Source organism: Pseudomonas rossensis, assembly GCF_039888995.1.
GTDB classification, from domain to species: domain Bacteria; phylum Pseudomonadota; class Gammaproteobacteria; order Pseudomonadales; family Pseudomonadaceae; genus Aquipseudomonas; species Aquipseudomonas rossensis.
The window spans coordinates 88985-102208 of record NZ_JBBWCB010000004.1 but is presented as its reverse complement, the minus strand read 5'-3'; the positions used below and the strand labels follow the sequence as shown (position 1 = coordinate 102208).

Sequence of the window (13224 nt, the reverse complement as noted above, 5' to 3'; positions counted from 1 at the left end):
ATGATGTACGACACGCTGATCCGCAACGCCCTGATTATCGACGGCAGCAACGCGCCCGGTTATCCCGCCGACGTGGCGATTCTGAACGGCCGCATCGAGCGCATCGGCGACTTGCACGATGCTAGCGCCACCGAAGAAATTGACGCCGCCGGCCGGGTGTTGGCGCCAGGTTTTATCGACGTGCACACCCACGACGACACCGTGGTGATCCGCCAGCCGCAAATGCTGCCCAAGCTCAGCCAGGGCGTGACCACAGTGATTGTCGGCAACTGCGGGATCAGCGCATCACCGGTGAGTTTGCGCGGCGATCCTCCCGACCCGATGAACCTGCTCGGCACCGCAGCAGCGTTCGTTTATCCGAGGTTCAGCGACTACCGCGCAGCCGTCGAAGCGGCGAACACCACGCTGAACGTGGCCGCACTGGTCGGTCACACGGCGCTGCGCAGCAATCACCTCGACGATCTGTTCCGCACTGCCACGCCCGATGAAATCACCGCGATGCGCGAGCAACTGCGTGAAAGTCTTGAGGCTGGTGCGTTGGGCCTGTCCACGGGGCTTGCCTATGCCAACGCGTTCTCGGCTTCCACCGATGAAGTGATGCAATTGACCGAAGAGCTGACCGCTTTCGGTGCGGTCTACACCACCCATTTGCGCAGCGAATTCGAGCCGGTGCTGGAGGCTATGGATGAGGCGTTCCAGATCGGTCGTCATGCGAAAACACCGGTGATCATTTCCCACCTCAAATGTGCCGGAGCCGGTAACTGGGGGCGTAGTCCGCAACTGTTGGCGTCCCTCGAACAGGCGGCGAAAACCCACCCGGTAGGCTGCGATTGTTATCCCTACGCGGCGAGTTCTTCGACGCTGGACCTCAAGCAAGTCACCGACGCTCATCGCATCACCATCACCTGGTCAACGCCGCACCCTGAAGTGGGTGGTCGCGACCTGATGGACATCGCCGCCGAGTGGGCCGTGCCGCTACTTGATGCCGCTCGACGCCTGCAACCGGCCGGCGCGGTGTATTACGGGATGGATGAGGCGGATGTACGAAGAATCCTCGCGCATCCGCTGTCGATGGTGGGCTCTGACGGATTGCCGGAAGACCCGTTTCCGCATCCACGTTTGTGGGGCGCTTTCCCACGGGTGCTCGGACACTTCAGTCGCGACGTGGGGCTGTTTCCGCTGCACACCGCGGTGCACAAGATGACCGGGTTGTCGGCGGCGCGATTTGGCTTGAAGGAACGTGGCGAAATCCGTGAAGGACATTGGGCGGATCTGGTGTTGTTCGATCCTGTAACGATTCGCGATGTGGCGGATTTCAATGATCCGCAACGAGCGGCGGAAGGTATCGATGGGGTTTGGGTCAACGGTGTCTTGAGTTACAGCGACGGGCAGGCGAACGGCAGAAGGGAAGGGCGGTTTCTGGCGCGGCAAGGGGACTTGCGTGATGGTTTCCAGTAAACATTCCGAGTGCTGCGTCACAGTGATGGCACATTGAGACTAAAGAAAGCCATCGCCAAGCCGAAGCGCTGACATCTCGCCCAGCTACACTCTGGGCCTTATCAGTCTGGGAGCAACTCCATGAGCTTCGGCAAAACCACCCCGATCCTGCGGATTTTCGATGAAATCAAGGCCGTGGAGTTCTACGTCGACTTCCTGGGATTCAAGATCGATTGGCAGCATCGCTTCGAGCCGAATTTTCCGCTGTACCTGCAGGTTTCCCGAGGCGAATGCGTGCTGCATTTGTCAGAGCATCACGGCGACAGCACACCGGGCTCGGCGCTACGTATCGAGACGGACGAGCTGGAGGCGTTTCAGCAGCAACTGCTCGCCAAGGAATACAAGTTTTCGCACCCGCAGATCCAGGCCATGCCCTGGGGGAGCCAGGACATGACCATCAGTGATCCGTTCGGCAATCGGTTGGTGTTCACCAACGCGATTAGCGTATGAGGTTCATAACCTTTTGTATGGGTTAGGGTGCTGTTGCAGATGAGTTATTGCATAGATGTCAGGAAGTAACGCGCTGGCATCCAGCCTGTTCCAATCGTTCGGGGGAACATTTGCGAAGTTGATGAAGCCATTATTTGTAACACCCCAAACGTCATTGGAGTGCTGTTGTGATGAAATTTGATTCCAGACCCAGCTGCTTACGCCGCTGGTGTTGAGATCATGTTGAATGTCTTGATCCAGAGGCCTGGGCAATGGTTGCAGTGGTCCGGTGTACAGAGGCGCGTGGGCGGCGACGTTGGCAACTGATATGTGAAATCTCGGGTCTTGGGGCATGGCCGCCGAGTTGTTGAATTGAATCAAGTTCGGGTGGTTGTAGCGGCTGGTCGAAAGTTTATCCGGGATCGGATAAGACACCCAGGGATCGACGACTACCGGATCCTGCACCGCCCTGTCACCGAGCAAGGTAAAGGTATGCCCGGGTATTTGCGCGATAAAGACAGGTGTTCCGAATCCGTGCAATGACGAGGCGGCCAAATGTGAGCTGACCGCTGCAAACTCATCGCACAGTCCGGCACTGGCTGCGACGGCATGTTCTGCCACCAGTTGGCTTGAAGCACCTGGGCCCAGGTTTGCTCTTAGATGCTCCGTCAGCATAGAAGACATCTCACCGCTGTTAAGTATGTCCCCTATCTGGTTGCCCGCTCCCATGTAGAGCAGACTTCGCGTTGTCCAGTTAAGGTCGTAGGCCAGTTGATGCCTATGTGTATCTTGCATGTTTGCTGTGAACGTCAATCCGTTCGGGTTGTAATTGTTGTGATTGGCAAGCTGGTGAACACTTGGCGGTACAGGTCCAGTCGCGCCGGCACTGTAGGGTACGATTTCGTACTTCATCAGACCCAAGTAATCTTGATGAGAGACCGGGTTGTTGCCGACGAACCTATACCTATTCAACCCATCCACGGCCCCCGCCGGGTCGGGGCTAATCCAGCGCTGCAACCACGGTGCGTAATAGCGACGGCCATAATAATAAAGGCCGCTGGCGTCGCGCTCTTTGCCTGAGTAGCGGATAGTTCTGTATTTCGCTTCGAGCTCGTTACGCGCGGCCCTCCACGCCGTACCACCAAAGGGGTAGTAGCTCTCCTCGCTGGTCAGTTCGCCGTCGACGTTCAGCTCCAGGGTCGTTGAGCCCAAATGGTCGGTGAAGTTGTGACGCAAAGCGTCGTTAGCGATTTTCGGGGGGATGCCTCGGCTCCAATGGAGGCAGTGTACCGAACAGCCTCCAGCCTGAAGGGTGATGACCTCCAGTTCTTGAGCGTCGGTGACGCGGATTTCCAGCCCCGGCAGATAGCTCACGTCTCTCACAGTGGAGAGGGTGCGCACTTTTTTCGTCTGTCGTTTGCGGGCACGCTGACCGTTGCCGTCGTAAAGATAGGTTTCGGTGTCCGCGGCCTCAGCGTCGCGTTCGATCAGTATCACGCTTTGTAATTGGTTGCTCGCGTTCCATTGCAGGGGTTGACCTGTCTGCAGCCACTGCAAGTTGCCGTTGCTGTCGAAACCTTTTGCAAAGTCGGGTGGCGACTCGTCTGATTTCCATGGCAATGCGTGATTGCTGTCAGTGGCGATATGCATTTCGCGGGTGTAGTTGTTGCCTTCGCGGCGGTGCTGCAGTTTGACCAGATTGGCGCGATCATCGTAGGTGTAGTGCTCAGTGAAGTTGAGCAGTCGGCTTCGGTCTCCCGGCCTTGCCGACCAATCGGGAAGCGGGGCACCTCTGCTTGCTTCCTGCTCTTCACGACCCGAAGCCTTGATCAGTTGATAGAGGCTATCGTAGACATAGGTGCTGATCGGCTCGATACGTTGGTTGGCGTTGTATTGGATCGGTTTGGTGTGGTCGTGGATGCTCACTACATTGCCGACAGCATCATAGGCATAGCGGATTTTTTGCAGAACCCTGCCTCGCTCGCGCGAAATCGTGCGCTGAGTCGCGCGACCATTTTCGGGTGTGTAAACTGCCTCGCTGACGATCTTGCCGTTCATGGTTTGCGATTCGATCTGCCCTTGAACGTTGTATATAACCTCATCAAGGATCAGTTTTTGCTCGGCGCTGCCCTTGAGTTGCAACGTGACTTTTTTGAGCTGGCCGGCGACATCGAACCAGAAACGTTGCACATTTCCTTTTGCGTCTTTCTGTTCCAGGTTTTCGCCCGTTGGTGCGTACCGCCAGGTGGTGGTGTAAGCGCTATTGGCTTCAAGCAGCTTGTCGCGGTCATCGGGCGCTTGCGGCCAGCTCACGCCCTGATGTTCTTTCACAAATTCTCGCGTCTCTTCCAGCACTCGCCCTGTCAGGTCATACGCAGATACCAAACGCTTTCCTGCCTGATCATCATGGCGAGTCAGACGTCCACACTGGTTGTTTCGCGCATGGGCACTGGAGTTGTCCGCGTAGGTAAAGCGCTGGATGGCCTGGCGGGGTTGGCCGCTGGGTTGTTCGTAAATCACTTGTGGACGTATCTGGTCGTCATAGTCCGTTTGCCAACGGCTGCCGCGAGAGTCCCAGCTCTGCAGCGCTTGACCGGCTTCGCCACACAGCGTCAGCCGCCACCCTGCATCGATACTTGAGGTCTTTAACAGAACACCCGACAAGCTATTGACCTGCATGAGGTCTGGCGTATCTCTGTCATTGGCGTGCGAGCGTTGCTCGAGCACCTGTCCATTGATGTCATGCAAATGACGAGTGATGCGTGCCTGGGGCCGGGTGATGGTTTCATTACATAAGTAGGTCACTTCGCGGACTTGAACACCACGACCGTCGACGACGTTCAACGTGGGCGTATGGCGATGAATAGACGTGCTCATTGAACACCTCCCTGAGTCACAGTATCTGGCTGGGTATCGTTTTCGTCCTCGGTCGTTGAATACCAGGGATGATAGGTATACCGACGCTCGTCGCCCTTGGCATTGATGACACGAAGCAGGCGGCCCATCGGATCGTAGAAGTGCTTGTCGCACAGCCCTGATTTGCGCAGGGCGTCATCCTTGACGTAGCGGTGGCGTCCGCTGAAATAGGGGCGATAAGTACGAATGACCAAGCCTTTGTTGTCGTATTCGATTCGTTCGCTGACACGCCATCGAAAGTTAACTTCACGCTCTTGCACTGTGTCGTTTTCAAGTTTCAACGTGCCGTCTTCATTGATGTCCAGGGCTTTACCCGGGTCCACTCGTTGTTTTTTTTGCAGTTGTCGGCCAAAGCCGTCCCAGCACACGGTGGTGATCCTTACCTGCTTTTCGCTATCTGAATAGAGCCTGTCCGCCTGCATCGTCACGCAGTGAACCGGTTCACGCTGCACGCTGGCCATCGCAGTTTGAAGCGTTTGCTCGTAGGGCGTTTTGGTGCTCAATCTGGCAAGGCGAGCACGGGTGCTTGCGCGTATGTGTCCGGTGGGCAGCAAATCACCTTTTTTTACGGCCTCTTCGTGCCAGATCTTGTTGTCCGCAATGTAGGGAACTCTGCCCATCCAACTCAGCGAGTCGTAGTAAAAAGTGCTCGCGATATCCTTGAGCGCAGCGCCAGGATCATTAATGGCGATGTCAGGACGGTCATCGGAGTTGCGCTGGTAAGTGTCCAAGGGTCTGAAGCCCGAACTGTCGTCCTCGTACCAGGTGAAGGCATGTACCTGTCCCAGAGCGCTGTACTGAGTTTCCTGTATGTTCGCGTTGGGGTCGATCAACCGTGTTGGCTGAAGTGTTCGATAGTCAATCCTGGACAGGTGAGTAGTGCATTGGTCGGGTAGTTTTATTGTTGCGGTCAAGCAGCAATAGGGATCTGAGGTGAGGGTTGTCAGGCCCTGTTTTTGGCTTTTCCTGACAGTCAATGGCCTGTAAAAACCTGCCGGATTATCGTATGTAATAAAACCGCGACGTGCGGACCACAGTTGATTCCGTTCATCCCAGCCTTTGTCAGTTGGTAAAGCGATGGGCATTTTTTGGTAGCCACTGCTTTGCAATTGCCCGGTCATATCAAAAGACGGCGTCGTTGCTTTAAGTCCGTTATAGGCAGCCAGGGCGACGTCATTGAATTCGGCGGTTTCCTGGAACGCAATTAAACCTTCAATGCTAGCCTCGCCTTCATCGTAATTGCTGTTTGCATCAGGTTTTCGGTAACGCTGTGCCGACAGACCTGTCATGACCTGCATGGTTTTCCAGGATTGCGAGGCGCTCAGTTCAAGCAACTGTTCATGGTCGATGGCTCCAGGCGATAACCCGTCGGTCAATGGCGCCTTCGGCAGCTTTAACGCATTGGTTCTCTGCAAAAAGGGCAAGCCCAGACGTTGTGCATCATCGGTAATGACATGAATGAATTGAGCCTTGGTTTCGCTCACGTAGTAATACTGTTGCTCCTCGTCATGGCTATCGTTCCACCATGTGTTCTGCCAGACATCTGTGTACGGCGAGGTGTCAGCAGGTGTTTTGCGCCGCGCGTAGCTGATCTCTACGCCGTGGGTGAGGTGACCATACTCGTCCCATTCAACGTTGATTGTGTGGCTACAGCGAGGATCTTCAGGGATGCGCTCATACTGATAGCGGATGGATTCCGCTACCAACGGCTGCACGATCGAGTAGGGTTGATAAATACCCCTACTCTGGAGTTCAACAAGCCGATATCGATGATGCACAACCGAATAGGGGGGCTTTTGTTTTTCGTTTTCTTTGTCGAGGCCGAACGTTTCGACTCTTAATGTCCGCCCGCTCAGCGCTCGAGCGAACTCGCGCTTTCGGTTGTTCGTCATACCGTCCGCCATCGAGTTTTTGTCCAATGACAGGATTGTTTTTTTGAGCGCGATGGCTGCCTTGTCACTTTGGTCGTAATCAAGGTTGAGTGGGTCTATGACCTGGCCAGTATGGAACCAGGTCTTTGTCAGGATGGGTGGGTTATTCAGGCTGGCTTGTGCATCAAGGCCGGCCGTAGGGTTATCGGTTTGGATGAGCAGCCCGAAACCCCGGAACTCTCGCTCGACACTGTCGTACACACCACGACGATATTTGAAGTGTTGGGTCAGTTTATTACCGGTAATTTCATCGTTCTGGCTCTGATTCGTCACCAGAAACAGTGGAAATGGTAGATGAGAAATCACCGGTTTATTGTCTTCGAGCAACTGCTTCTTTTCATCCAGCCATTCCTGGGCAGAGCTGCGATAACTGACGCTGCAGGCAGCCCCCATGTTGTTGTTGCTGGTATCGAGCAAGTAAGGCTTGGTGTCGACAAAGTCGCAGCGCCAGTGACGGCGAGTATCCCCCGGCACGGTAAACACAAGACTTGAACAGCCAAGCCCCTGCAGATCGATTGCGCTGACCTTGCAGAATCGGTCATGGCGTAGCCCTTCAGGCCAGGGTAAATCCACGGCAGGCGCAAAACTGTTGCCGCCGCGGTTCATGAAAATCCTTGCGCAATCGGGTTGTAGATAAATCAGGTCTGCGGAACCCGAGCCATCCAGGTCGGCCAGCAGGATATGCGATGCATCGAAGTGCTCGTTGGAAAAGTCCAGAGAAGCCATTACGCGACCCTTACCAAAGCGACCTTGACCCAAATTGGGCCAGCATTTCACTTCGTTGTGTCGAATACGAACCAAGTGTTGTTGACCGCTGCCCAAAAGATCGCTGAAAGCCACCAGCTCACCGGGTAAGTTGCCGGGCAGCGGTAAATCATCTTCTTCGCGACTTCGTGGCATTTCGGTGGCGGCGCCAAACTGGCCTGTTTCCTGATTGCAATACAGGCGCACGCTGCGGGGCCCGATCAATATCAGATCGTTACGGCCAGTCCCTATTACGTTCGCCAGCTGTCCTTGAGGATGAAAAAACTCGTTGGGAACCGCGTCAAAAGGTGTGAAGCCGGACCAATTTCCATTTGAATCCTGTGTGAAGAAACCGCATAGCTCAGGGTGAGCTACGATCCAGTCTGGACGACTGTCCCCATTCAGGTCGGCCAGATACTGTCGTGTGGGTTTTCGGTGGTCTGACATCGGGATCTGAGGCAGCTCGCTCCAAGGTGCATACGTCACGTGATCGCCACCTTTCTCATCGCGCACAGGCGAGCTGTATCGCCAACTTTTATCCGTTCGATGAAGAATACCGGGCAGTCCTTCTCCTCTTAGGTCAATGAGCTGGAATTGCTCTTGGTGATTGAGCTGGCTCAACGCCTCAAAGGGTTTAAAGGGGCGTCCCTCTGGCGTTAGCGTGAAACCGGTGTATGTAAATTCCAGAGGCGGCTGGTACATATCAGTGAATGTGGCGCCATAGGAGCGGGGCAATGCCGCACTCAGGCAGCTATAAGACAATGCGCAAGTCTGGTACGTGAGCAAGAGACGACGCACCAGTACCGGTTTGGCACCCATTGATGGTTCATTGGGGAAATGATGAAACATCAGGACTTGCCGGCACAGACGTCGAGTGCCCAATTCAAAGCCATACGCGAAGTGCGAAAACGGATCGCTGCGCAAGAGGCTTGGAGCCGTCACTTCATATGCAGGGGTGTCCTGCAGCCCAACACTGCGTTCGCCATAGTCGAAACACAGGTCGAAATGCCATTTTTTATCGGTAAGGCCATCAACGGAGCGCAGATACAACTGTGAATCGGCGTTGAAGTTGCCATAGCGCACGCGAGATAGATAACGTTGTGCCCGGTAATCGGCAGGGCCCTGATTTGCCGCTGTATCAACGCTGTATTCGTAAAGAATATGTTCGCCATGAGCATTCATGCTTTCTTCGAGCAGCCATTCTCCTACCCGTGAAGAGGTGTCGGGGTCCGCGCACCGTGCCGCCGTGGTTTTTCCGAACAGATGTTGACTGCCATCCGCGCTGCGTATCAACCAATAGCCCGCTTTGTCGGTCGCGCTGGACCAGTGCTCGATCAGGTCGAAAGTGCTCTCGACCCGCGGGCGATATCGCACGACAGCATGTTTCTCCTGCGTACCCCTATTGCTGCGCGTTACCTGCCTGGAGATCAGAACGCCGCTTGTCTTGTTTCGCTCAGGTAACCAGACCTCACCATCGGGGCCGTGAAACAAGTCGCTGTCGGTGTAAGTCGGCGCGCCCAGGTGAGTGCGCCGTTTGATTTTCCCCAGGGAAAGATTCCAGCCAAGGCCAAAGACGCCGTTGCCTTGAGAGCTGCTATAACGCAGCGCCAGTGCCGGTGCATACCCGCGCCCCGGCGTCACTGGTAAGGGGATTTCAAAGGAGGCGGCGCCACTGGTCCCGACGGCGCCCATCTCGTTACCGATGCTTTGAATGGCCCCCCCGCCCTTGGGCAGAGTCGCGGTGGTAATCGGGATGGAAGTCGCATTGATCATTGCGCACCTCCAGCAGCCCTGGCGGTGTACCGCACATGCACGATGATATCGGTCAGCGATTCGAGCATGGCTCTCTGAGCGCTGGGGTTGGGAAACGACAGCCTCCATTTTGAAATTGCACCGGTGTATTCAAAAGGAAGGTAGCGTTCGTCCTGAAAGTTCAGTGTGAACAGACCGTTGTCATCGATACCTGTCGAAAGAGCAATTTGTTGATTGGCCCGTTGAGTGCTCTTCGGCTGCTCGGCGGTGCTGCTCTCCCAAACCTCGGCGCTGACCTGGGTCAGGATGGCGCGGACGTCCTCATAAGGCCCCAAAATGGCAGGAAAGGAGATGCTGATGCTTTTTATGCGTCGTAGATAGTGACCGGGGTAATCATGGTCAAACAAGGGTTTGGTGAGTTCGAAATCACATGCGCCTTTGATGATGTCCGCCTTGAGTCCCGAAACGATCGGCCCAGCATCAGTTGAGTCATCCTTCGGCACCGCATCAGTTGAGTCATCCCATGGTTTGTTCAGGGTTTTGTTTGCAATCGTCTTGTTGTTCAGCTCGAGTATCGCATCTTCCTTTTTCTTGAGATGGCGCAACGACACGGTCTTGCGGATCTCCAGTTCGCGCTCACCACCGGCAAGGTAGGCATTCTTCATCTTCAGTAATCCCACTTTCATAGACTCACCAGGGCCCAGGCCGCGGTATGTACTGTTCCAGGTCTGCGGCTGAAAAAAAGATTGTGCCGATTCGTCGGCCATCTCGTAGCGCCAACACGATTCGGCAAGTCGGCCCAACGACAACGCTTCGTCATACACCTGCTGATGGAAGCTGGAGAGTTGGCCAATGAACCATTGATAAAGCTGCGAATTGGTAAAGCGCTTACTCAAGAACTCGTAGGACATTTTGGCTTGGGCCAGTGCTTTTTGGGTTTGTTGTAACTGCAACAAGGAAGCGGTTTCGCGTTCGGCTTCAACGCGCAGCAATGTGTCCAGATGCGCGATTTCAAGCCTTGCCTGATCACGCGCGAGTGTCCACTCTTGATGGCGACGCCGGTATTGCGCAGTACGTTCCAGGGTCTCCCCCGTACCATGAGCCACTGCCGCCAGGCTCTGAGCACCTGCCATGAACGCAAAGGGCATGCCTTCGACACGATGGCCCCCGTCCGCCAGGCCGAAGATATTGGGCAGGAACTTGACCCCTTGACCGATCGCTTGGGCCGCATAGCCAGAGACTTCTGCAAGGCGTCCCGTCAGGTGCAATGCGGCGGCCATTACTTCTTCCGGATTGACCACTTCATCGACCAATTGACTGTAGTGATTCAGACGGTCTTCGATAATGTTCCTGCTCGCCAGCAAGGCTTCCTTGTTTTTCTGGTCGACCTTCAATGCCTGGGTTTGAATCTGTACTGCGACGTTTGCCAGGTCCCATAGATGTTGCTGCTGAATTTCCTGATAACTGGATTGCTCGGTTCGCTCGATGAATGACAGCAACGTATTTGAAAACTGGATCACGGTGTCCACGGCATTCGTGGCTTGGGCGTGTATGACACTGAAGCGGTAAGGCGGGATGTCATTCCGCTGACGTTGGTAAACACCGGGCTCGGCAGCGCGTTGAGGATTAGTGCGCAGCAGATTTGCCGGCGCGGCGACTTGCGCAAAAAGCGGGAGTCTCAATGGCTTGCCGACGATATCGAGGTTGTGCCTGAGGTTGTGCAGGCGAGTTTCCAGCTTCTCCCAGCGAGCGATCAGCGTCGGGTTGAATGGCAGGCGCAAATGAGGGGTATCGATAGCGTGAACCGACGGTGCAAAAGCATAAGGTCGTACACACACTTGCGGAGCCAGATGGGGGGTGTCTGCTGCAGGCTTGTGTTTGCCCTCTTTGCCCAGTTTGTTTTCGAAGTCGCGCAGTGACGAACTTTTCCCGTCGCTGAAAGTTTTCAGTTTGACGCGTGCCCAGACATCGGTTTGTTTGAGATCCGGGCGAGGGCCCAGCAAATCCAATGCGCGAATGTACCTCAGCTTAGCCTCTGTCAATCCGTCCGGCGTCAATGTGCGGTAAGCCGCATCACCACGATTGAGCAGGATATCGATGTAGAGCATGTACAAGGCTTTACGAAAATGTACCGGGTGGCTCAGGGCAATTTGATGAGGATCCTGAGGGCCCTGGATTGCATAGCTCAGTTGGCCGGGCGCTGGGGTTGAAGAGGCGTTGAGCAAGGGTACGGCGTTCCAGTAGTCAGGATTGCCACCCGCAATTTTTTTACGGCCCGGGTCGAACAGGTAGTGCAACCAGCGTTCGGCTTCGTTGTATTGAGATGACTGGTTGAAACGGTGGGCGATCAACCATGGCAAGTACACAAACAACTCCACGAAGTACCGCCCATAGGCACCGTAGAAATTCATTTTTTCCGTTTTACCGCCGCTTTCCAGCAACGGTTCTTCAAGATGCTGAGTCTCCCAGCTCAGCAATGTGTTCATGCTGGTCTCGGCACGATCGATCAAATGTCGGGTGAAAGTGATGTTCAGCCGAATCCCGGAGCGTTTGAGATGACCTTGAGTCTCTTTCTTCTTCCCGTCACTGAGTTCGATTGTTGACGATGAGAAGTCGACGTACTGTATGTTGCCTGATTGCTTGTCGAGGCGGTTTGCGATTATTGGAGGTTTAAAATTTTCAAGGCTTTTTTCATCAGGAAGTTTGTATTGCAGTGTTCGTGTAGAACCACCCAATTTCTCGGTAATCGATCGGATTTTCTTTTCAATGGGATCTTCGCCCTTTTCGGAAGGTTCTCCTGTGAGCGAACTGGAGGTGGTATTGAAGTCTTTGTCGATATCCACTGACATCCAGAAAAAATTGTTCGCTGTATCGTTATCTTGAGAAGGCTTGGCTTTAACGTACAGTGCGAGAAACAGATGCTTGTCGTTCTGCGTGGCAACGGTGTTAGTGTACTTGTTGATTTCGCTTAACGTCAGGGCATGCAAGAATTCCTTCGAAGCGTAAGCTTGCTGGCAAGTTTGTGGAGTACTCCAGCTGTCGTCATATTTTTTGTAACACAGGTTCAAACGAAATTGCGGGCTCGTGGGGTTTCGGCTGGGTTCTGCTGGACGGGGCTCTGACACTTGCCTGGCAGCATGAGTGTTGTCTTGAAAGATGCATTCGGCCCAGATGACGTATAGGCGATTGTTAAACATGACCGGGCGGATGGTTTGTTCAATCGTGTTTTCGTTGATGGGCAAATTGATACGGTGCCACTCTGACCACGCCTGGGGCTCGGGCGCATCGTACTTGGCCTGAGGGACGCCCGTATTGGGGCGCTTTGCCATATCCAGAGATCGCCAGTAATAGGTGTTCGCTGCGCGGGATTTGGCAATGAAGTAATAAATGCTGTTGGCGAAATCTGTCCCGTCTATATAGCCGTTGAGTGTATTTAAGTTGGCCACTTCCTCGAGTCTGCCCAGATAAGCCAGTACTGCCGTTTGTACAGACTCAGCGCTAAGTTGGTTTTGGTTGATGTCATTTTCCAGACTCTGGAAGCTTTCGGTTCTGGTTTGGCGAAGGGTCGGGTCCAGATAAACCGCCGGGAAATAATGAAGCTGCTGATTTGCCGCCCACGTGGGGTAGTGATGCATCACGGTACGCCAGGTTTCGATCTGGTCTGCCGGAATGTCCGCCGTGTGATAACCGGGTTCCATGTTGGCGAGAATACTGTTGATGTATTGCTGCAGGCTTGCAATGGCACAGGCTACCGGGGTAGTGGGCACGTCCTGACTGACCAGGACATCCAGCAACCAGTATTGGTACAGGTCGTTGGCGGTAAGTAAATGCTCTGCGATCCCAAGTTTCACCAAGGTCTCGTTTGTGGGCACAAATTCGTGCAGGTACAGGGCAAGCTGAGTATCACGCAGGGTTTCGTTAAGTTGCTTTTCAATGGTTGCGGACATGTTCATTC

Annotated in this window: 5 protein-coding genes; 2 read left to right on the top strand and 3 right to left on the bottom strand. The window is 54.5% G+C overall.

Annotation, left to right across the window (positions count from 1 at the left end; genetic code table 11):
- Both WLY71_RS02645 and WLY71_RS02640 read left to right on the top strand, forming a co-directional pair.
- Entirely contained in the window at nucleotides 1-1458 is a 1458-nt protein-coding gene (locus WLY71_RS02645; protein WP_347802392.1) for an N-acyl-D-amino-acid deacylase family protein, read from the top strand.
- 120 nt (nucleotides 1459-1578) lie between these two features.
- Entirely contained in the window at nucleotides 1579-1947 is a 369-nt protein-coding gene (locus WLY71_RS02640) for a glyoxalase superfamily protein (RefSeq protein ID WP_347802391.1), read from the top strand.
- A 3-nt stretch (nucleotides 1948-1950) separates the two neighbouring features.
- Here the strand turns inward: WLY71_RS02640 and WLY71_RS02635 are convergent, their stop codons facing one another.
- Genes WLY71_RS02635 through WLY71_RS02625 form a run of 3 tightly spaced genes read right to left on the bottom strand, consistent with a single transcriptional unit; the run spans nucleotide 1951 to nucleotide 13216 of the window.
- Nucleotides 1951-4803: an RHS repeat domain-containing protein gene (locus WLY71_RS02635; RefSeq protein ID WP_347802390.1), complete on the bottom strand. Its 2853-nt coding sequence runs from the start codon at nucleotides 4801-4803 to the stop codon at nucleotides 1951-1953.
- Nucleotides 4800-9290, bottom strand: coding sequence for a SpvB/TcaC N-terminal domain-containing protein (locus WLY71_RS02630; RefSeq protein WP_347802389.1), 4491 nt, complete (start codon nucleotides 9288-9290; stop codon nucleotides 4800-4802). The genes WLY71_RS02635 and WLY71_RS02630 overlap by 4 nt, the downstream gene beginning before the upstream one ends.
- Nucleotides 9287-13216: a Tc toxin subunit A-related protein gene (locus WLY71_RS02625; RefSeq protein WP_347802388.1), complete on the bottom strand. Its 3930-nt coding sequence runs from the start codon at nucleotides 13214-13216 to the stop codon at nucleotides 9287-9289. The genes WLY71_RS02630 and WLY71_RS02625 overlap by 4 nt, the downstream gene beginning before the upstream one ends.
- Nucleotides 13217-13224: the final 8 nt, after the last annotated feature.

Excerpts from the sequence above, each read along its gene's own strand:
- WLY71_RS02645 (WP_347802392.1), top strand. The coding sequence starts at position 1 with ATGATGTACGACACGCTGATCCGCAACGCCCTGATTATCGACGGCAGC.
- WLY71_RS02640 (WP_347802391.1), top strand. The coding sequence starts at position 1,579 with ATGAGCTTCGGCAAAACCACCCCGATCCTGCGGATTTTCGATGAAATC.
- WLY71_RS02635 (WP_347802390.1), bottom strand. The coding sequence starts at position 4,803 with ATGAGCACGTCTATTCATCGCCATACGCCCACGTTGAACGTCGTCGAC.
- WLY71_RS02630 (WP_347802389.1), bottom strand. The coding sequence starts at position 9,290 with ATGATCAATGCGACTTCCATCCCGATTACCACCGCGACTCTGCCCAAG.
- WLY71_RS02625 (WP_347802388.1), bottom strand. The coding sequence starts at position 13,216 with ATGTCCGCAACCATTGAAAAGCAACTTAACGAAACCCTGCGTGATACT.